Source organism: Lactococcus sp. S64 (assembly GCF_016516525.1).
In the GTDB taxonomy this organism is placed as follows: Bacteria; Bacillota; Bacilli; order Lactobacillales; family Streptococcaceae; genus Lactococcus; species Lactococcus lactis.
Genome location: NZ_JACVUQ010000007.1, coordinates 1 through 22,256 on the forward strand (window position 1 = coordinate 1; position 22,256 = coordinate 22,256).

Here is a 22,256-nt window from a genome sequence, read left to right on the forward strand (position 1 = left end):
TAAACTTGTCAAGAATTAACTGTGACTTTTATACCTTTTTTTATCTTACGTTCGCTTTTTCCCTCTCCTGTATTCGCTTTATTTCATGCCACCACTGATTTTCATTAGTTTTTATTTTTTCTTTTTTTAATAAGATAAGGTCCTTATTTTAGTCTTTCTTACCTTCTGAGAATAAAATTCTTTGATTTTTTATGTAGAAATGATGTTTTTAAACTTAAGTAAATTTTTATTATGGATAGTAGAAAATTGAACTTTCTCTTATTTTGTAGCAAATAGTTCGTCTCTATATTATGTCTTTATATAGTAGAAAACTTAAAATTTAACAATTTATTTTCAAATTCTTGGATTTTATTACATTAGAGATAAAATATCCCCAAAGATAGAACTGACTGTCTAAAAGCTGTGGTAAATTTTTCTTAATTTTTTCTTTTTCCACAGTAAATAATCTATAAATTTGACTTTTTTTGATTTGTGGATAAGTCCGTATGCATTTGGTATTCCTTATCTTTTTCTGTGGATAAAAAAACTTTTACACATTATCCACAGTTTTGTTAATAACTTTTTCTTATGGTGGAAAACTTTCTTTTGTTAATTTCAACAGACTGTGGAAAAATATAATGTGAAATGATATAATGAGTTATCAACAAACTAAAAAGTAAAGGAGTAATATGGCATCCCTTAATGAAAATCAAAAATTTTGGGCCCGTGTAACCGAACTAGCTCGGCAGAGTATCGGTAAACAAGCTTATGATTTTTTTATTGAGCCTGCTCAATTAATGTCTGTCGAGCAAGATACTGCCAATATCTTGCTTGATAGTGGAATGAAAAAAGATTATTGGAAAAAACAGTCCGATTTGATCACAACGGCGGGATTTGAGGTCTTTGGTCGGATGATTGATTATGAACTCTATGCAAATGATGAGTTAACTGAACTGGAACTTCATCGTTTAAATAATCAATCTTCTATTGAAGAGCAGCCGCATTCTACTGCTAAACCCGCTTCTCCTTTGGTTAGTGGTCTCAACGAGAAATATAATTTTGAAAATTTTGTGCAAGGTCCTGGTAACCGTTGGACTTTGGCTGCGGCAATTGCTGTTGCTGATAAACCTGGTGATACCTATAATCCACTATTTATTTATGGTGGAGCTGGTCTAGGTAAGACGCATTTAATGCATGCAATTGGAAATCAGATTTTGACTGACAATCCGACGGCTCGAATTAAATATGTTTCTTCGGAGAATTTCGTTAACGACTATGTTAATGCAACGCGAAAAAACCAAATGGAGAATTTTGAAAATACTTATCGTAATTTAGATTTACTTCTATTGGACGATGTGCAATTTTTCAGTGATAAAGAGGGAACGAAAAATGAATTTTTCAATACCTTCAACGCACTCTATGATAAAGGTTCCCAAATTGTTTTAACTTCTGATCGTATTCCGCAAGAATTAAATAATTTGGAAGATCGCTTGGTTTCACGCTTCTCTTGGGGTTTGACTACTGATATTACGGCTCCTGACTATGAAACTCGGATGGCTATTCTTTTGATTAAATCTGAATCAAGTCGTTTAGAATTTCCGAGTGAAACTCTATCTTATATTGCTGGTCAGATTGATTCAAACGTTCGAGAACTCGAGGGCGCTCTAAATCGAGTCGAATTTGTGGCTCGAGCAAATGGCATTGCCGTGGTCGATATTGAGACAGCAAGTCAGGCTTTGCGTTCTTTAAAAAATGCAACTCAGCAATCTTTATCAAATCTTACTATTAAAAAAATTCAAGATGAAGTTGCTAATTATTATCATATTTCATTCTCAGATCTTGTTGGTCCTAAGCGTCCTAAGGAAATTGCCTTTCCAAGACAGATTGCGATGTATCTTGTCAGAGAACTTTTAGGTACAAGTCTTCCGGCAATTGGAACTGCTTTTGGCGGCCGTGACCACACAACGGTAATGTATGCTTATAAACAAATTTCGGATAAGATGAAAAATGATATGGATGTTCAAAAAGACATCGATAGCATTAAACGTAAATTTTAAAACTGTGGAAAACTCAAGGACTTATAAAATGTTTATTCTTTAATTATCCACAGGGGAAAAGCTTATACTTCTAAGTGGATTTGTCTTATACAGATTATCCACAGGACCTACTACTATTACTATTATATTTATAAAAAGAAATTATAAAGGAATCTCATGATTAAATTTTCAATTAATAAAAATGCGTTTCAAAATGCTTTGAGAATTACTAAACAAGCAATTGGTTCTAAAGTAACAATTCCTGCTTTAACAAAGTTAAAAATTGAAGTTGAAGAAAATGGAATTACTTTAATTGGTTCAAATGGTCAAATTTCAATTAAGAATTTTTTACCTGTTGATAATAAAGATGCAAGTATGCTTATTTCAGGAACGGGTTCAGTTTTGTTAGAAGCTGCTTTCTTTGAAAATGTGGTAAGTCAATTACCAGAAGTCACTCTTGAATTTACTGAAAAAGAACAAAAGCAAGTTTTGTTAACTTCTGGTAAGTCAGAAATTACTTTAAAAGGCCTGGATTCAGAAATCTATCCGCATTTACAAGAAATTTCCGAAGGCTCTTCATTGAAAATGAAAGTTAAAGTACTTAAAGAAATTTTTACAGAAACAGTTTTTGCTGTAAGTACTCAAGAAAATCGTCCCATTTTTACAGGTGTTCATTTAGAAACTTTATCAACTGGAGAATTAAAAGCAGTCGCAACTGACTCACATCGGATGAGTCAACGTTTATTGCCTTTAGAAGATTCAGAATTAAAATTTGATGTTATTTTGCCAAGTAAATCAATCAATAGTTTTAAAAATGTTTTCACAAATGATGAAGAAGAGATTGAAATTTTCATTAGTGGAAGCCAAATGCTTTTTAGAAATGAAACAATTAGTTATTATAGTCGTTTGATTGAAGGATCTTATCCTGATACTAATCGTTTAATTCCAAATGAAGCTGATTATACTTTAGATTTAGTTTTTGATGCTGCGCAATTGCGTCATACAATGGATCGTGCGCGTTTGTTGACAGTAATGACAACTAATGGAACTGTAAAATTGACGGTTTCTGGTGATTCTGTAGTAACCACAGCCAACTCTCCTGAGGTCGGTTCTGTCCATGAAGAATTGACGGCCTTATCAAAAGAAGGAAATGACTTAGCAATCAGCTTTAATCCTGAATATTTGATTGATGCTTTGAAAGTGATTAAAGCACCAGAAGTTCGTATTCGCTTTATTTCTAATGTTCGTCCGTTCACTTTACAACCACGTAATGAAGAATCTGGATTTGTTCAATTGATTACACCAGTACGTACAAATTAATTTTACTGACAGCTCTTTTGTCAGCTTCGATTTACTGACGAAAATTTCTGTCAGTAAATTTAGATTTTGTTATAATGGACTTAACGAAAGTTAGGTCTATTTTTTATGGAAATTTTATATACTGAAATTACACAAGATTTAACAGAGGGACTATTAGAGATTTCTCTTGAAGAACTTGGAAAAAATCGAAAAGTTTATTACATTGTGCCTTCTTCAATGTCATTTGAGAAGGAGAAAGAAATTTTAGAGCGCTTGGCTAAGGGAAGTGATGCAGCAGTTTTTGACTTACTCATCACTCGTTTTAAGCAATTGCCTTATTATTTTGATAAGCGGGAAAAAGCGACAACAAAGACAGAGTTAGGCACAGCAGGCCTTTCAATGCTTTTTCGACGTGTTTTGAGGAGTTTTTCAAAAGAAGAAATTCCGCTGTATTTTTCTCTACAGGATTCTGCTGGTTTTTTGGAAATGCTAATTCAGTTAAGAACAGAGTTACTGACAGCAAATCTGTCAGTAGAAAATTTACCTGACAGCCCTAAAAATCAAGAATTAAAAAAAATTTTAAGTAGATTTGAAGAAAAATTAGCAAATGACTATGCTAACTACTCAGAATTTGGTGATTTTACTAGTCGTCTTGCTGATGGGGAATTTGATTTTCAACTCAAAGATGTGACAATTGTCATTGATGGATATACTCGATTTTCTGCGGAAGAAGAGCTTTTTATTGAAAGTATTCAAGATAGAGTGGCACGTTTTGTCATTGGAACTTACAGTGATGAAAATTCACTGACAGCCGGATCTGAAACAATTTATATCAGTACGAGTCAAATGATTGGGCGTTTTCGCAGTAAATTTCCAGTAGAACTAAGAAAAATGGCTTTTTCATCTGTCAATGAAGTTTACAATAAGTTGACAAAATTACTCGATTTGGATTCACGATTTGCCATTTCTGATCAAAATATTGAAATAAATTCTGCTGATGCAAAATATTTCAGAATTTGGGAAGCCGAAAATCAAAAAGTTGAAATTGAAGGTGTCGCAAAGGAAATTAGACAAAAAATAAGTCAGGGGGCTTTTTTCAAAGATTTTACAGTTTTAGTAGGCGATCCAGCTGCTTATGAAATTACTTTGAAAGAAATTTTTGAACTTTACGAGATTCCATTTTTCTACGCCCAAGAAGAATCAATGAGTCAGCATCCTTTGGTTATCTTTTTTGAAAGTTTACTTTCAATTAAAAAGAATAATTATCGGACAGATGATGTTGTCAATCTTCTAAAAAGTAAGGTTTACACTGATGTCAACCTAGATGAAGAAGTCATTGATTACTTTGAATACTATGTTCAAAAATATAAGATTTCTGGTCGAAAAAAATTTACGGAAGCATTTAATGAAAGTGAGTTTTCTAAAATTGAATTAGTGAATCAACTTCGCGAAAACTTATTGGGAAATGATTCTCCTTTACAAGCCTTTTTGGGGACAAATCGGCAAAAAACAGGAAAAAAATGGGTTTCTGATTTACAAGTTTTACTTGAAAATGGAAATGTAATGGCCAATATGAACACTTATTTTTCAGAAGCAGAATCTGAAAATAAGCACCAAATGGCTGATAAACATGAACAAGTTTGGCAAATGCTTATTTCGATATTGAATGAGTTTTTGGCCGTTTTTTCTGATGAAAAATTGAAAAGTGTGGAGTTTTTAGATATTTTATTAGCAGGATTGAAAAATGCGAAATATCGACAAATTCCAGCAAACGTTGATGTTGTAAACATCAAAGATTATGAACTTGTTGAACCTAAAACTAATAAATATATCTATGCCATTGGTTTGAGTCAAACCAATTTTCCAAGAATAAAGAAAAATTCAACACTTTTATCCGATGAAGAACGACTAGAAATCAATCAAACAACTGATGAAAATCAGTTTATTGAACAGTTGAATGTTGTCAACTATCAAAAAAATCAGTTTACAGTCCTTTCTTTAGTGAATTCAGCAAAAGAAACTTTAGTTTTGTCCATGCCACAAATTATGGCAAATGAGCAAGGAGAATTTTCACCAGTTTTCCAATTATTTTTGAATCATTCGGATGAAAAAATTCTTCAAAAAATTCAAGAAGTCAATCTTTTTGAAAGCTTAGAGCACATTGGAAACAGTCGTTCAGTGATTTCTATGATTGGAAAAATTGAGCGTGAACTTGTTGAAACTGAAGAAAAAAATGATGACAAAAGAGTTTTTTGGTCTAGTATTTTCCGAATCTTAGTTAAGTCAAATCCTGATTTTCAAAAAATATTATTGGATTTAGCTAAAGATATTGATACGGTCAACTTATCAAAAGAAACCTTAGACAAAATTTATGGTGATAAACTTTATGCTTCTGTCAGTTCTTTTGAACGCTTTTATAACTGTGAATATCAGTACTTTTTAGAGACCACTTTGGGTCTGGAAACTTTTGAAAATATTGATATAAATTCCAAAATTGTCGGTAACTTTTTCCATGAAGTTTTTGAAAAAGTCATGCAAGAAGAAGCTTTGTCAGCTGAAAATTTTGATGAAAAATTGACAAAAGTTTTACATGATGTTGACAGTAATTACTCTCGTTATTTTACTCAGGATGCAACAGCAAGATTTACTTGGACCAATTTAGAAGAAATTGTTAGACAGACTGCAACAGTTTTAAAGGAAACAGTTTCTACTGATGAACTTAAAACTTTACTGACAGAAAGTAGTTTTGGCTTACCAAAAAGTGAATTAGGTAATTTTTCTGTTGACGATATTTACTTACGAGGAAGAATTGACCGTTTGGACCAACTTTCTTCTGATTATTTAGGAGCTATAGATTACAAATCAAGTGCTCATTCCTTTAAATTACAGGATGCTTATGACGGTCTGAGTTTACAATTTATGACCTATTTAGACGTGATTAAAGAAGCTTTTCCTAATCAAAAAATATGGGGTGCTCTTTATTTACAATTTAAAAATCAACCAATTAACTTATCAGAAATCAATCATTTATCAGAGATTGCTGGCTTATTGAAAGAATCAATGCGCTATGATGGTTTAGTTTTGGAAGAGGCAGCTGACCAAATTAAAGCAATAGAAAATATTACTGTAAAAAAATCTAATATTTACAATCAAGAAGAATTTGAACAGCTTTTAAAATTGAATGAAAATCATTATCAGCATGCTGGTCAGCGACTTAAGAGCGGTCAGATTGCAATAAATCCAATTATGAAACGCTCCGAAGGGATTGATCAAACAGGTAATGTTCGAGGTTGTCGCTACTGTCCGCTTAAATCTATTTGTCGATTTGAAGCAAATGTACACATGAAGGATCACAGTCGTGAAATTGGTCAAAAATCTCAAGCAGAAATCTTAGCAGAATTAAAAGGAGAAGGGCGAAATGAGTGAAGTAAAATTAACTCCAGAGCAAAATGAAGCCATTCATAGTTCTGGTAAGAATATTCTAGTTTCAGCGAGTGCTGGTTCCGGAAAAACTTTTGTTATGGCTCAAAGAATTGTCGAGAAAGTCAAACAAGGAATTGAAATTGATCGACTTTTCATTTCCACATTTACAAAAAAAGCAGCAAGCGAATTACGGATGCGGCTTGAGCGAGATTTAAAAAAAGCCAGACAAGAAAGTTCTGATGAAAATCAAGCTCGTAGGTTGACACTTGCTTTACAGAACCTGTCAAATGCTGATATTGGAACTATGGATAGTTTCACCCAAAAATTGACAAAAACGAATTTCAATCGAGTAAACATTGACCCGAATTTCCGAATCTTAGCTGATCAAACAGAGAGTGATTTAATTAGACAAGAAGTCTTTGAACAATTGGTTGAGTCTTATCTATCAGAAGATGATGGATTGAATATTTCAAAACAAAAATTTGAAGAACTTATAAAAAATTTTTCTAAAGACAGAAATATTGCTGGTTTTCAAAAAGTAGTTTACACTATTTACCGTTTTGCGTCAGCAACTGAAAATCCAATAAAGTGGTTAGAAAATCAATTTTTAAAAGGTTTTGAAACATATAAATCACTGACAGACTTGTCTGCAGATTTTTCAGCAGATATAAAAGAGAATTTACTGATATTTTTTGAACTTCTAGAAGCTTCATTAACCAATGGAGTAATTGCTAAAAAAGGGGCTGGACGTGATAAGGCCAATCTTATTTTAGATAATAAAAATGAACTCTTAGAAGCAATAACCACTAAAGATTTTGCAACTTTCACAGAACTATTTTTATCAATAGATACAGATATTCGAGTGGGTTCTTCAAAAGATGAAATACTTTCGGCTCTGAAAAAAGATTTTTCAGCACAAAAGCAAGACTTAGTCGGCTCAAAATCCAAACCTGGAGAAATTCGGAAGTTTGTTGATAAAATAAAACATGGTCAGTTGATTGAAAAATATCAAAATCAAGCATTTGAAATCGCAGAAAACTTACAAAAATTTGTTATTGAGTTTTACCAAAGTTATTTAGAACGTAAAAAGAATGAAAATGCCTTTGAGTACTCTGATATCGCACACTTTGCCATCGAAATTTTAGAGGAAAATCCAGATATACGTGAAACTTTAAGAGAACATTATGATGAAATCATGATTGATGAGTATCAGGATACCAGCCACACTCAGGAGCGAATGCTGGAACTTTTATCGAATGGACATAATCTCTTCATGGTTGGTGATATTAAGCAATCAATTTATGGCTTTCGTTTAGCTGACCCTGGCCTCTTTTTAGAAAAATATAAAGACTATGCCAAGACAGAAAATCCAAATCAACTAATTCGCTTAAAAGAAAACTTTCGTTCACGTGGTGAGGTTTTAACATTTACAAATGATATCTTTAAACACCTGATGGATGAAAAATTAGGTGAGATGACTTATGGCAAAGAAGAAGCATTAGTTCAAGGAAATATTACTGATTATCCAGTTGAATCTGAGAAAGATTTTTATCCAGAACTTCTTTTATACAAAGAAAATACAAGTGATGAAGAAACAGATGAATCCGAAGTAAGAATTTCGGATGGAGAGATTAAAGGAGCAGCTCAAGAAATAAAAAAATTGATTGAAGCTGGAGTTGAACCAAAAGATATAGCAATCTTGGTTCGTTCTAAATCAAATAATAATAAAATTGAGGATATTCTGCTTAGTTACGATATTCCGGTCGTTCTTGATGAAGGTCGAGTTGATTTTTTGAAATCAATGGAAGTCTTAATTATGCTAGACGTTTTACGAGCAATTGATAATCCACTCTATGATTTATCATTGGTTGCGATGTTAAGGTCTCCGTTATTTGGATTTAATGAAGATGAATTAACTAGAATCAGTACTCAAGGAAGCCATGACCTTAGATTTTGGGATAAAATTCTTTTGTCACTTAATAAAGAAGGACAAAATCCAGAACTTATCAATCCTTCCTTAGAGAACAAGCTTAAAGCATTTCATAAGAAGTTTACAGAGTGGCGTAAACTTGTAAACCAAGTTGCAATTCATGATTTACTTTGGAAAATATATACTGAAACCTACTATTTTGACTATGTTGGTGCCTTAAAAAATGGTGAAATGCGCCAAGCGAACTTACAAGCCTTAGCGGTTCGAGCAGAATCATATGAAAGTTCTGGTTATAAAGGATTATTTAAATTTGTAAGATTAATCAACAAATTTATGGAACAAAATAATGATTTAGCTTCTGTTAGTATAAAACTTCCTCAAAATGCTGTTCGAGTGATGACCTTCCATAAATCAAAAGGATTAGAATTTGATTATGTCTTTTTAATGAATTTACAATCTCGTTTCAACGATCGTGATTTGAAAGAAGATGTTATCCTAAGTCGTGAAAATGGTTTAGGAATGAAGCTTATTGCTGATTTAAAGGATGAAGCAGATGTTATAACTGATTTCCCTTATGCTTTAGTGAAAATGGAAACATTCCCTTATATGGTGAATAAAGACTTAAAACAAAGAGCAGCTCTCTCAGAAGAAATGCGTGTTTTATATGTTGCATTTACACGAGCAAAGAAAAAACTTTATCTTGTTGGAAAAATAAAAGAAACAGATAAAAAATCAGGACTTGACCTTTATGATAATGCAAGTTTAGAAGGGAAGATTTTAGAAGATAAATTTCGTAATTCAAGTCGCGGTTTTCAACACTGGATATTGGCGCTTCAAAATGCCACAAAACTTCCGATGAAACTCAATGTCTACACAAAAGAAGAGTTGGAAGCAGAAAAACTTGAATTTACAAGTCAACCTGATTTCAAAAAATTGGTCGAAGAATCGGAAAAATTTGATAATGTCATGGCCTATTCTGATGAAATACAAAAAGCTCAAAAAATTATGAATTATGAATATCCACATCAAGCAGCAACAGAGCTTTCAAGTATTCAAACACCAAGTCAGGTTAAAAAACGAAGCTACGAAAAACAATTACAAGTGGGTGAAATTCAACCGAAAAGTGAATTTACTCGGGTCAAAAAACTAGATTTTTCTGATTTTGGTCCTAAGAAAGTTACTGCTGCAGAAATCGGTTCGGCAACACATAGTTTTATGCAGTATGCAGATTTTTCTCAAGCAGATTTATTTAGTTTTCAAGCGACACTTGATGAAATGGGATTTGATGAAAAAATAAAAAATCAAATTGATATTGCTAAAATTTTGACTTTGTTTGATACAGATTTCGGTCAGTTTTTATCAGAAAATGTTGATAAAACAGTTAAAGAAGCACCATTTTCAATGTTGAGAACAGATGAATTTGCTAAAGAGCAGTATATTGTTCGGGGAATTTGTGATGGATTTGTTAAACTTACTGATAAAATCGTTCTATTTGATTATAAGACAGATAGATTTACAAGTTCTTCAGCTATTTCTGAAATAAAAGAGCGTTATAGAGATCAGATGAATCTTTATAGTGAGGCTTTGAAAAAAGCCTACGATGTCAACCAAGTTGACAAGTATCTCATTTTATTAGGAGGCCCTCAGCAAGTTTTTGTTGAAAAACTAGATGATTAGATTATAATGACAGGAATTGTATAGAAAGGATAGATAATGCTGGAATATGAATTAGGTTCGATTGTCGAGATGAAGAAACCTCATGCCTGCACTGTTAAGGCGACTGGTAAAAAAGCAAATGCTTGGGAAATCACTAGATTGGGTGCAGATATCAAGATAAGATGTACAAACTGCAATCATGAAGTGATGATGAGTCGTTTTGACTTTAATAAAAAAATAAAAAAGGTACTCAAGTGAGCCCTTTTTTTAATTATAAACCGATTTGAGATTAAATTTGATGTATTTAATAAGTCAAAAGTAAAGTAACTTTGTAAATCGCCAAATCAAAGGGCTAACAAGAACCATCAGCGAACAAGTGATAATCGCAACTAACCAGTACCACCAGTCAAAACCTGTTGCTCCATTCGCATTCCCAAAAGTAATATGTGGGTTATGAGTAGCAACAGCGAAAATCATAATAAATGGAGCAAGGAATAAAGCTAATATAATAGCATAGAGAGCCAAAAGAATCAAAGCAGTAGTAATTATCAACCAGAAACCAAGAACGAAGTTAAAAAAGACTAAGCCAAAACCAGCAAATAGGTTGATATGTTTCTTTCTTTTTTGTGGTTCAATTCCTTGAGCAAAAGCTGATAAATCTGATTCATATAATTCGGCTAGGGCAATCAATGTTTCAAAATTTGGTTCAGTTTTATTGGATTCCCAACGTGAAATGGCTTGTCTACTAAAATAAAGTTCTTTTGCAACTTCTTCTTGTGTGAGCTTCTGGGCAAGACGAGCTTTTTGTAAATTTTCTCCGAGCATTTTTTCTCCTTAAATCTAAATGGGTGATTTAGTGATTTGTTTCTGATTTCATTATCAACTAAAGCGAAGTTAAAAGCAAGAACATAGGTGGTATTTTAGGGTAACATTTTGTGGCAAGCCTTTAAAATAAGGGCTAGTGATGACATGCTCTATTGTTTACGAGCCTTGTGTAAACTTGTAAACTTAGAGATTTTCTATGATTTTCCTTGCCTTTATTGTGTTTTTAGGCGATTTACAGTATAATTAGAACTAATTAATCTTAATTTTGGAGAATATAAAACATGGCTTTAACAGCAGGTATCGTTGGTTTACCAAACGTTGGTAAATCAACTCTTTTTAATGCAATTACAAAAGCAGGCGCAGAAGCTGCAAACTATCCTTTTGCAACAATTGACCCAAATGTTGGGATGGTAGAAGTACCGGATGAACGTTTAAACAAGTTAACAGAGTTGATTAAACCTAAGAAAACTGTTCCGACAACTTTTGAATTTACAGATATTGCTGGGATTGTTAAAGGGGCTTCACGCGGAGAAGGTCTAGGAAATAAATTTCTTGCCAATATTCGTGAAGTAGATGCCATCATTCACGTTGTTCGAGCTTTTGATGATGAAAATGTAATGCGTGAAAATAATCGTGAAGATGCTTTTATTGATCCAATGGCAGACATTGAAACAATTAATCTTGAATTAATTTTGGCCGATTTAGAATCAGTCAATAAACGTTATGCGCGTGTTGAAAAAGTTGCTCGTACGGCAAAAGATAAAGATGCGGTCGCAGAATTTAATGTTTTGAAAAAGCTCAAACCGGTACTTGAAGATGGTAAATCAGCACGAACAATTGACTTTGACGAAGATGAAACAAAGGTTCTTAAAAGCTTGTTCTTATTGACAAGTAAACCAGTTCTTTATGTAGCTAATGTTTCAGAAGATGAAGTAGGCGAACCTGATAATATCGAATACGTGAAACAAATTCGTGAGTTTGCGGCGACTGAAAATGCTGAAGTTGCTGTGATTTCTGCTCGTGTTGAAGAAGAAATCTCAGAGTTGGAAGATGATGAAAAAGCAGAATTTTTGGAAGCAATTGGCTTAAAAGAATCTGGTGTTGATATGTTGACTCGTGCAGCTTACCACCTTCTTGGCCTGGCCACTTACTTTACTGCTGGTGAAAAAGAAGTCCGTGCTTGGACCTTCAAGCGTGGAATGAAAGCTCCACAAATGGCAGGAATTATCCATACAGACTTTGAAAAAGGCTTTATCCGCGCAGTAACTATGTCTTATGATGATTTGCTTAAATACGGTTCAGAAAAAGCTGTTCGTGAAGCCGGTCGATTGCGTGAAGAAGGAAAAGAATATGTTGGTCAAGATGGCGACATTATGGAATTCCGTTTCAACGTGTAAACCTTGTAAATGAAATGAAGAAATGCACCGAATCGGTGCATTTTTGCAACCTAAAAATGCTTGAGTTGAAGAATAAAAAACGATACTCTTAAAGCATGAAAGGAAGGCAACATGGAAATCTCTCAGATAATCAAAGAAAATCGTAAAATGAAAAATCTCAGTCAGGAAGAATTGGCGAAAAAAATGCATATTTCTCGTCAATCAATTTCAAAATGGGAGACAGGAAAATCACTACCAACAACAGACCAAATTATCTTACTTAGTGAAATTTTCGATTGTTCTTTGGACACGTTGCTCAAAGGTGACAAAAAGATGGAAGAAAAAGCAAAACATGAAATTGATGACAAACGGACATTGAAGTTAATCTATAAGGTGGGGTGGGGATTTATCATTCCATTTCTCTTTACTTTAAAATTTATTTTACATTTATTTTGATGAAAATAAAAAGGCCATTTTGGTCTTTTTTTGTTTAGCGAAAGTAATTGATTGAATACTACACTTGTTCATAAATTACATTTAATAAATAAAAGTGTTTATAAAATTAAAATATTGACAAACAAGTTAATTAAGACTATAATCACAATAAAGAAAGCGCAAACAAAAAAGTATTACATTGTCTTATCAGAAAAAAAGCACTAGCGCTCTGATGGAGACTTTAGCTAGCTTATTAATATTTAAAGGAGGAACACAATGGAACTTACAATGACACGCGCTCTGATTAGACGCAGAAATCTAAAGAGAAAAGTATCGGTTTTAGTACTGGGGACTGCACTTATCTCTGGAACAGCTTTTGCTTCGGCACAGGTTTTCGTTTCTGGTGGTTGGAATACGAACTATATTGAGCGGTTTAATCCGACGATTAGTCAAGCTACTGGACATGATAATGCAAAAATTAACCAAAGACATTATAGTTGGGTCAAAGTTGGCAGTCGTAAAGGCTCCAGTGGCTGGGTTGGTCATAACCAAATTGCTTATGCAAGAATTGTCGGACAATGGTATAGCCCATTAGATGGTTGGTATGTCAAAGGATAGGGAGAAGTTATGAATAAGGTAATTAAATTTGTGCTCCTTATATTATTTGCTGTAATTGCCTTTTCAGCAGCTAATGTTGCTAAAAATGATTTGGCAGATTCAAAAATTAAACAAATATATAATGTTCAAGGATATAAACAAATATTTCTTCCCTCATCCATTGATAAAAACGAAGAGTTAGTTTCTATTATGAAGAGTGTATCAGAAAAAAATGATACACCCTTTCTTTTTAGAAGTGTATATATTGGAGTTGAAAACAATAACAATGGAAATCCAAATTTATTAAAAGAAAAAAATGACGTTATATTTTTTAGTAGTAAAAACTCACCACAAAACTCAAAAACTATTTTATCTCATGGTTTTACTTATAACTTTTTTTATGAACCCTTATCCGAAATATCATTAGTTCAGTTAACAAATAGTGATATTTATATATATGATAAACATTTAAATATCACACTTCAAGAGCTTTCAAAGATACTTAATCAGAAATATAAATTAAAAATTAGTTCACAAAAATTGGTAGTTCGTCCTAGTGACTATCCTCCAACTAGTTATACTGATTTTATCTCTTATAACAACTACAATTTAGTTTTCTTTATAACTGTTTCTATCATCTTTTTTTCTATCTTTTTATTTGTCTGGCTTATGGCTAATAATAAAGCAATCTCCATTAATCGCTTAAATGGTCTGAGTGCTTATAAAATAGGGAAACAATTATTTTTAAAAGAATTCGTTATGCTTTCTTTGACAACTTATATAATAGCGAGTTTGGTTGCTTTTAGAGCTTTCAATCTTAATTATACGATTCAAATGCTTTTACTTAGTGGACTAGTAATTATTTTTTCTTATGTTGCCATAGTAATTGTGTCTAGTTTTTCTCTTACAAATCAACTTAATTCTAAACCTTTTTTTAAATATAGTTACTATATTCTTTATGCCGTAAAAGCATTTGTCTTTTTAGTGACGGTTTCTACTACCGCATCATTACTATATTTTATGAACGCTGATATTGGAACAAATTCTAAAATTGGACAAGAATATGCTGTTCTTTATCCGGAATTTGTGGGTTATGGTCTAAATAGTAATCAGATGCCCTCGTCAGTTAAATTATTTGATTATGCAGAAAAGCATGAGGGACTTTATGTTTATTTGGCTTCTGCTTATGATGAAAATAATATTAATGTTCTGCAAGTAAATGATAATTATCTTTCAAAATTTTCGATAATTTCTAGTGATAACCAAAGAATAAAAATAAATTCTCAAGAAAAATCAGGAATTGTTTTGATTGCTGAAAAGGACAAGTCAAAACTATCTGAAATAAAAAAAGAATATGATTTTTCTAATTCGTTTAAAAGTTCTAAGATTAAATATTATTTTATTAAAAATAATCAAAGAGCACCACTTCTAGATGGCAATAATGGAACAACTGACCCAGATGTAATGGAGGTTTTTACTTCAAAAAATGCGTCCAAAAATACTAATTTTCTATATAATTCAGTTTTAAAATTTAAAATTAAAGATTCAAAAACGAGAACTTATGAAAAAATAGCTCCAACTTTGAAAACTATGGGAGCTTTGACAACTCATCCTTCAATGATAACTGTGAATAGTATAAATAAAACAACGAATATGTCAATAGTTGGTTCTATACCTAGTTATATTGTTTTGAATGGCTTGATTATTGTTATTTTTCTTTCGATGATTTTGGCAACGACTTTATTTTATTTTGAAACATACAAAAAGAAGATTGCAGTCAAAAGATTATACGGAATTTCTTTCTTCGTAACTTATAGATCTCTTTTTACAATAGTTTTTGTGCAGGGACTTTTATACTTTGCCTTTGCTTTAACTCGAAGTAACGTTAACATTACTTTGGAAGCATTGGGAATTTATTTTGTCTTAGAAATTTTGATTATTATTTTGATATTGCTAAAACTACAAAAAGGACTATTTTTGAATGTCTTGAAAGGAGAATAGAATGATTGAGATTGAAGAACTGACAAAAAGTTACAAAGGGCATATTATTTTTGATAAATTAAATTTAAAAATTCCGGAAGGAAAAATGACCGCAATTTATGGGACAAGTGGTGCGGGAAAGTCAACGCTTTTGAATATTATTGGTTTAATTGAGGATTATGATGATGGGAAATATTATTTTAACGGTCAGTTTGCACCACCTTTTAATAGTTCCTTAGCTTTAAAGATGAGGAGAAATAAAATTTCCTATCTTTTTCAAAACTTTGCTTTATTGGAAGATGAAACAATCGAAAAAAATTTAGAGATAGCACTGATTTATTCTAGAATTTCAAAAAAAGAAAAACGAAAAAAGATGAAGAAATTGTTACTCCAAGTAGGCATAAATCATCGATTAAATACAAAAGTTTATAGTCTTTCTGGTGGAGAGAAACAAAGAGTAGCAATTGCACGGGCTTTATTAAAAGAAAGTCAGCTGATTTTGGCAGATGAACCAACAGGTTCGCTTGATACAGAAAATAGAAATGAAGTGATTGCTCTTTTGCGTCAAGAAGTTGATAAGGGAAAGACGGTTGTCATTGTGACACATGATTCTTACCTGAAAGAAGTTAGTGATTTGGTTATTGAGATTGGTGAATAATGAATTATCTATGATAAAAGTTAATAGGCTCAATAGAAATATTGGGTCTTTTTTTTGCTCCTCTAGGTAAATAAACATGTTATAATAAACTTAATTGCTGATTTTTATAAATCGGCCTTTTGGCATTTATTAGACAAAATAAGGAAAAGAAAATAAGAGAAAATGACAAAAATGATTGTTGGCTTGGGAAACCCAGGCGATAAATATGAAAAAACAAAACATAATATGGGCTTTATGGCACTTGATTTACTGGCAAAAGAACTGAATGTTGATTTTAAAGAAGAAAAACCTTTTATGTCGCTTGTCGCGTCAACGTTTGTGAATGGTGAAAAATTGTTTCTCGTGAAACCTCTGACTTTTATGAATGAATCTGGGCGTGCGGTGGCGCCACTTTTGAAATATTATAATATAGACGAGGCAGATTTAACGGTCATGCATGATGACTTGGATTCACCAGTCGGGCGCGTGCGTCTAAGACAAAAAGGGTCATCAGGTGGACAAAATGGAATAAAATCAGTCATTACACATGTGGGAAGTCAAACTTTTAACCGTGTAAAAATTGGGATTGGCCGTCCAAAACATGGGATGACAGTTGTGAATCATGTACTCTCTGGTTTTGACAATGAAGATAAGGAAATCGCTCAAGATGGAATTTTCAAAGCTGTTGATGCAATGAAATTCTATCTTGAAAATGGTGATTTTCAAAAGACAATGAATAAATTTAACTAAATGAATATTATTGAATTTTTTGACCAAAATTGGCAACTACAAAAATGGCAACAAGGTTTTTCAAAGCGTGAGCGAACTTTACTGACAGGATTGTCAGGAACAGCAAAGAGCTTAGTGATGGCAAATGCTTATGAAAATGTTGCTGACAAATATATTATTGTTACTGACAGCCAGTTTCATGCGAATGAACTTTATGATGAACTGTCAACTTTGCTTGGTGAAGAAAAAGTTTTTCAATTTTTTTCTGACGATAACATCTACGCAGAGTTCGCACTTGCATCTAAAGATCGAGTTGCTTATCGACTTGAGGCACTTAATTTCCTACTTGACGAAAAGTCAACAGGATTTTTGGTCGTACCTTTTTTGGCATTACGGAGCTATTTACCAAGTCCCGAAAATTTTTTAGAAAATTATCTTTTACTGACCTCTGGGGATGAGTATGATTTATCAAATTTAGTTAATTTATTATCAAAAGCTGGTTATGAAAAGACACAGCGCGTGATGACGCCAGGTGAATTTTCAATGCGAGGAGATATCGTTGATATTTATCCTTTAGATGCGGAAAATCCGGTACGTTTAGAGTTTTTTGGTGATGAAGTAGATACGATTCGCTCATTTGATGTGGAGAGTCAACGTTCACTGACAAGCCTTGAACGTTTGGAAATATATCCGGCCAGTGATTTTATTTTGACTGACAAAGAATTTGACAAGGGTGCAAAATCACTGACAGAAATGACAAATTTACTGACAGACCCGTCAGCAAAATCATATATGGAAGAAGTGATTTCAGCAGCTCAAAATCACTATTATCACAAAGATTTACGAAAATTTGCGGAGTATTTTTATGATAAAAAAACTTCACTTTTAAATTATTTTCCAAAAAATGTTCAAATATTCATTGATGATTTTCAAAAAGTAAATGAAATGAATAATAAGTTAGAAATGGAATTAGCAGATTTCATTTTATCTGAAAAAGCAATGGAAAGAGGATTTGAAGGGCAGACTTATTTGCTAGATACAATGGCAAAAGTTAGAAATTATAAGCCTGCTACCTTCTTTTCAAATTTCCAAAAAGGGCTCGGAAATCTCAGATTTGAACAACTTTATAATTTCAAACAACATTCAATGCAACAATTTTTCGGTCAATTAGAACTTTTTTACACTGAAGTTGAACGATTTATTAAGCAAGAGTTTACAGTTGTTTTAGCTGTATCATCAGAAAAACTCCGTAAATCACTCCATGAATTAGATTTAAGTTTACAAGAGGTTGACAGAGAATCTATTCAAGTGGGTAAAGTCAATCTGATTGATTTGCAATTATCCAATGGTTTTAATTTCCTCGATGAAAAATTAGTCGTCATGACTGAGCATGAAATATTTGGTAAAATGCGTAAGAAAAAGGCACGCAAACTGAATATTACAAATGCAGAAAGGCTAAAAGATTACAATGAACTCGCTGTTGGTGATTTTGTTGTCCATAAGAATCATGGGATTGGGAAATATTTAGGTTTACAAACGCTTGAAGTCGGCGGAATGCATCGTGATTATCTGACCATTCAATATCAAAATGGGGATACAATTTCTGTTCCAGTTGATCACTTAGATTTACTCAGTAAATATACAGCTGGTGAAGGAAAAAGTCCTAAAATCAATAAACTGAACGATGGGCGTTGGCGTAAAACCATGTCTTCTGTCAGTAAACAAGTTGAAGATATTTCAGATGATTTGATTAAACTTTATGCTGAACGTCAGGCGAAAAAAGGATTTGCATTCTCGCCGGATGACACCAGTCAAGAAGAATTTGATTCTGGTTTTTCATATGTTGAAACTGAAGACCAGATGCGTTCAATCAATGAAATTAAGCATGATATGGAACTTGAACGGCCAATGGACCGCTTGTTAGTTGGTGATGTTGGTTTTGGTAAAACCGAAGTTGCAATGCGAGCAGCCTTCAAAGCCATAAATGACGGGAAACAAGTCGCAGTTCTTGTGCCAACGACTGTTCTTGCTGAGCAGCATTTTAATAATTTTACTGAACGTTTTATCAACTTTGGTGTAAATGTCGAAGTTCTCAGCCGTTTTCAAACGAAAACACAGCAAACTGAAATTCTAGCCAAATTGAAAAAAGGACGAGTTGATTTAATTATTGGAACTCACCGTTTACTTTCAAAAGATGTTGAATTTTTTGATTTAGGTTTGATGATTATTGATGAAGAACAACGTTTTGGGGTTAAGCATAAAGAACGTTTGAAAGAATTAAAAACCCAGGTTGATGTTTTGACATTGACAGCCACACCTATTCCTAGGACTCTACATATGTCAATGCTTGGAATTCGTGACTTGTCAGTTATTGAAACACCACCAACAAACCGTTATCCAGTTCAAACCTATGTCATGGAAACAAACTACGGTGTGGTTCGTGATGCAGTGTTGAGAGAAATCTCTCGTGGTGGACAAGTTTACTATGTTTACAATAGGGTTGACACGATTGAGCAAAAAGTTTCTCAATTAGAAGAATTAATTCCTGAAGCAAGAATTGGTTTTATACACGGCCAAATGACTGAAGTACAACTTGAAAATACTTTACTTGCCTTTATCGCAGGTGATTATGATGTGCTTGTTGCAACGACAATCATTGAAACTGGGGTTGATATTCCAAATGCGAATACGCTTTTTATTGAAAATGCGGATATGATGGGCTTGTCACAACTTTATCAATTAAGAGGGCGAGTGGGGCGTTCAAATCGGGTGGCTTACGCCTATTTCATGTATCGACCTGAAAAAATATTGTCTGAAGTTTCGGAAAAACGTTTGGAAGCTATTAAAGGCTTTACAGAATTAGGCTCAGGTTTCAAGATTGCCATGCGTGATTTGTCTATCCGTGGTGCTGGTAATTTACTGGGAAGTGAGCAATCAGGATTTATTGATTCTGTTGGTTTCGATTTGTACTCACAACTGTTGGAAGAAGCCATTCACGCTAAACTTGGGACAAGTAAGCAAAAACGGACTTCAAATGTGGAAATTTCTTTGGAATTGGATGCCTTTATTCCTGCTTATTATATTTCTGATGAACGTCAAAAAATTGAAATTTACAAACGAATTCGTCAAATTGATAGTCGGGAGATTTATGAAGAACTACAAGAAGAATTGGTTGACCGTTTTGGAGAATATCCAGATGAAGTCGCTTATCTTCTGGAAATTGGTCTCTTAAAACACTTTGCAGATAATGCCTTAGTTGAAAAAATTGAAAAATCGAGATTTGAAGCAACTGTTACTTTGGAAAAAGTGGCTAATACCACCTATGACCCACAAGATTATTTCAAAGCCTTGGCTAAAACAAGCATGAAAGCTTCTGTGGGGGAAAAATATGGTAAAATGACTTTCCGCTTTAAAATTGAAAATCGAAACTCCGTTGTTCTTTTGAGCGAAATAATGAATTTTATTGAAGAATTATCAAAAATACGAGACAGTTACGAAAACAAGTAATTATTTTGTAAAAAAAGATAAATATGATACAATACTTTTATATAAAACTATAAAAAATAGAGTTTAATAATTTTATGGAAACAAAAAACATAAAGAGAAAAAATTCTCAAGATGTAATTTATAAAATTAAACTCATATCTTAAAGGAGATTTATAAAAGTGGATTTAAAAGCAGCAAAAGCGGAGTTGAGAGAAAAAAGCCGACCCTATCAAACTTATTCTTACTATCTTATTATTCCAATCTTTATTATTCTTGTTTTTCTATTATCTTTAGTGGGGTACAATAAAGGAACTTTTGGAACAATCGTTTTTGTTTTTGTGATTTTTGCTCATGTTTGGGCAAGTAAACTGGATTTAGTAAGAAAAAGAAAACATGTGGCACCAATTTTAATGTATGTAACTCAAGGATTAGGAGTTGTTCTTATGGTTTTATTAGTTACCGAAGTTTCAGCGGGTGGGACAGGAAATATTGCTTTAGGACTTTCAAGTCTTATTCTACTTCCAATTGAAATTATTGCGATTGTTTTCTTCTTTATTTCAGCTAATGATATAAAAAAAGCTTATCCAACAATGAAAGAAGACGCCAAAGCAGCAAGGCTAGAATATCAAGAACTTAGACGTTCAAAATAATAAAAAAATTACTGACAGGGCTGTCAGTAAATTAATAAGGTTCTGTCACTAATGATGGAGCCTTATTATTATAAATAAAGGCATTTTCAAACAAAATGAAATATGTTATAATCAAACCATGAGATTAGATAAGTTTTTAAAAGTTTCGCGCTTGATTAAACGCCGTCCAGTTGCGAAAGAAGTTGCCGACAAAGGTCGGATTAAAATTAACGGAAAATTAGCGAAATCTTCATCTGATGTAAAATTTAATGACACAATTGAAATTCGTTTCGGAAATAAAATTGTTGAAGTTCGGGTTGCTGAATTAAAAGAGTTTACACGTAAAGAAGATGCTGATAAAATGTATGAAATGATTAGCGAAACTCGTATTACAGAAGAAGTTGAGTAATTATCATCAAAATAGATTGGAGGTTGTCATGGCAAAGCAAGTGATTCAACTAAATAATAAGTACACTCAGAAGCATAAAAAAAGAAATTTAAACCCAGTACCAAAAAGAAAACATTTAGGGCTTATTTTGATCGTGGCAATTTTACTTTTTAGTTTAGCAAGTATGAGTTTGATAAAATCATATGAAACTTTGCACAGTCAAGTAGCTTTAGAACAAAGTGCAAAGAAACAATATGAGAGTCTTTCTAAAGAAGTAACGATTAAAAAAGAAGAAATATCAAAACTTCAGGATCCTAACTATCTCCAAAAATTTGCTCGGAGTGACGGTCAAGAATATTCACAAAGTGATGAAAAAGTTTTTACTACTGACAGTCCCTTGATTGGAAGTAACGGGTCAAAATAATGATTGGACAAGTTGAAAACATTACAAAATTTGGACTTTTTGTAAAAATTTCTACTGACAAACTTGACGAAAGTACAGAAAAACTTGCTGACAAAGCTGTCAGTAAAAATAGAGGACTTTTGCGTTGGTCACAAATCCCTAAAAATGTACCCAAAGTACAAATTGGAGATTTGATTGGTGTTGAAATTTCAAAAATACACGAAGATGGTAAGGTTGATTTAAATTATCAAGAAAAAATTTTTAAAAATGTCTATGCCGAATTTTTAGAAACAAGTCACCAAAGACTTACAGAACTTGAGCAAAAAAATCGTGAATTGAACTAAATAATTAAAAAGAAAAAATATTATTTAGTTTTTTCTTTAACTATTCTATTGACTAAAAATAGCACCTATTTTATGAAAAATTCTAGGAATTAAAAAGATAAAGA

The 22,256-nt window shown here is 32.6% G+C and carries 17 protein-coding genes; 16 read left to right on the forward strand and 1 reads right to left on the reverse strand.

Features of this window, described 5'->3' with window-relative positions:
- The first annotated feature begins 668 nt into the window (after positions 1–668).
- The 5 genes from dnaA to IAE51_RS08390 all read left to right on the forward strand — a co-directional run bounded on the left by dnaA (position 669) and on the right by IAE51_RS08390 (position 10,581).
- Entirely contained in the window at positions 669–2,036 is a 1,368-nt protein-coding gene (dnaA, locus tag IAE51_RS08370) for a chromosomal replication initiator protein DnaA (protein ID WP_015425593.1), read from the forward strand.
- A gap of 156 nt (positions 2,037–2,192) precedes the next feature.
- Positions 2,193–3,335 (forward strand): DNA polymerase III subunit beta, encoded by a 1,143-nt coding sequence (dnaN, locus tag IAE51_RS08375; RefSeq protein WP_003130856.1) that lies wholly within the window; start codon positions 2,193–2,195, stop codon positions 3,333–3,335.
- Positions 3,336–3,440: 105 nt separating this feature from the next.
- On the forward strand, positions 3,441–6,740 hold the full coding sequence (gene rexB / locus IAE51_RS08380; protein WP_200095177.1) for an ATP-dependent nuclease subunit B: 3,300 nt from the start codon (positions 3,441–3,443) through the stop codon (positions 6,738–6,740).
- A complete protein-coding gene (gene addA, locus IAE51_RS08385; RefSeq protein ID WP_200095178.1) occupies positions 6,733–10,344 on the forward strand; it encodes a helicase-exonuclease AddAB subunit AddA in 3,612 nt (1,203 codons plus the stop codon). The genes rexB and addA overlap by 8 nt, the downstream gene beginning before the upstream one ends.
- Positions 10,345–10,380: 36 nt before the next feature.
- The gene (locus tag IAE51_RS08390; RefSeq protein ID WP_003132155.1) at positions 10,381–10,581 is read left to right on the forward strand and encodes a DUF951 domain-containing protein; all 201 of its coding nucleotides are present in this window, start codon (positions 10,381–10,383) and stop codon (positions 10,579–10,581) included.
- Between the two features lie 54 nt (positions 10,582–10,635).
- On the opposite strand, the gene IAE51_RS08395 is transcribed toward IAE51_RS08390, so the two are convergent.
- Complete coding sequence (locus tag IAE51_RS08395; protein WP_200095180.1) at positions 10,636–11,148, reverse strand: helix-turn-helix domain-containing protein; 513 nt, start codon at positions 11,146–11,148, stop codon at positions 10,636–10,638.
- A gap of 281 nt (positions 11,149–11,429) precedes the next feature.
- On the opposite strand from IAE51_RS08395, the gene ychF reads away from it, so the two are divergent.
- The 11 genes from ychF (at position 11,430) to IAE51_RS08450 (ending at position 22,152) form a co-directional block, all read left to right on the forward strand.
- Positions 11,430–12,545 carry a redox-regulated ATPase YchF gene (gene ychF / locus IAE51_RS08400; RefSeq protein ID WP_015425597.1) on the forward strand — a complete coding sequence of 372 codons (1,116 nt, stop codon included), beginning with the start codon at positions 11,430–11,432 and terminating at the stop codon, positions 12,543–12,545.
- 111 nt (positions 12,546–12,656) lie between these two features.
- The gene (locus IAE51_RS08405) at positions 12,657–12,980 is read left to right on the forward strand and encodes a helix-turn-helix domain-containing protein (protein WP_010905027.1); all 324 of its coding nucleotides are present in this window, start codon (positions 12,657–12,659) and stop codon (positions 12,978–12,980) included.
- A gap of 255 nt (positions 12,981–13,235) precedes the next feature.
- Complete coding sequence (locus IAE51_RS08410) at positions 13,236–13,577, forward strand: hypothetical protein (protein ID WP_058212275.1); 342 nt, start codon at positions 13,236–13,238, stop codon at positions 13,575–13,577.
- A 9-nt stretch (positions 13,578–13,586) separates the two neighbouring features.
- Complete coding sequence (locus IAE51_RS08415; protein ID WP_058212276.1) at positions 13,587–15,557, forward strand: DUF1430 domain-containing protein; 1,971 nt, start codon at positions 13,587–13,589, stop codon at positions 15,555–15,557.
- A gap of 1 nt (position 15,558) precedes the next feature.
- Positions 15,559–16,194 carry an ABC transporter ATP-binding protein gene (locus IAE51_RS08420; RefSeq protein ID WP_200095182.1) on the forward strand — a complete coding sequence of 212 codons (636 nt, stop codon included), beginning with the start codon at positions 15,559–15,561 and terminating at the stop codon, positions 16,192–16,194.
- Between the two features lie 162 nt (positions 16,195–16,356).
- Positions 16,357–16,923 (forward strand): aminoacyl-tRNA hydrolase, encoded by a 567-nt coding sequence (gene pth, locus IAE51_RS08425; RefSeq protein WP_003132167.1) that lies wholly within the window; start codon positions 16,357–16,359, stop codon positions 16,921–16,923.
- A complete protein-coding gene (gene mfd / locus IAE51_RS08430) occupies positions 16,924–20,409 on the forward strand; it encodes a transcription-repair coupling factor (RefSeq protein ID WP_017863935.1) in 3,486 nt (1,161 codons plus the stop codon). It begins immediately after the preceding gene.
- Positions 20,410–20,567: 158 nt separating this feature from the next.
- A complete protein-coding gene (locus tag IAE51_RS08435; protein ID WP_003132169.1) occupies positions 20,568–21,038 on the forward strand; it encodes a hypothetical protein in 471 nt (156 codons plus the stop codon).
- Positions 21,039–21,156: 118 nt separating this feature from the next.
- Positions 21,157–21,426 carry an RNA-binding S4 domain-containing protein gene (locus IAE51_RS08440; protein WP_003132170.1) on the forward strand — a complete coding sequence of 90 codons (270 nt, stop codon included), beginning with the start codon at positions 21,157–21,159 and terminating at the stop codon, positions 21,424–21,426.
- A 28-nt stretch (positions 21,427–21,454) separates the two neighbouring features.
- Complete coding sequence (locus tag IAE51_RS08445) at positions 21,455–21,829, forward strand: septum formation initiator family protein (RefSeq protein WP_003132171.1); 375 nt, start codon at positions 21,455–21,457, stop codon at positions 21,827–21,829.
- Entirely contained in the window at positions 21,829–22,152 is a 324-nt protein-coding gene (locus tag IAE51_RS08450; RefSeq protein WP_200095184.1) for an RNA-binding protein, read from the forward strand. The genes IAE51_RS08445 and IAE51_RS08450 overlap by 1 nt, the downstream gene beginning before the upstream one ends.
- Positions 22,153–22,256: the final 104 nt, after the last annotated feature.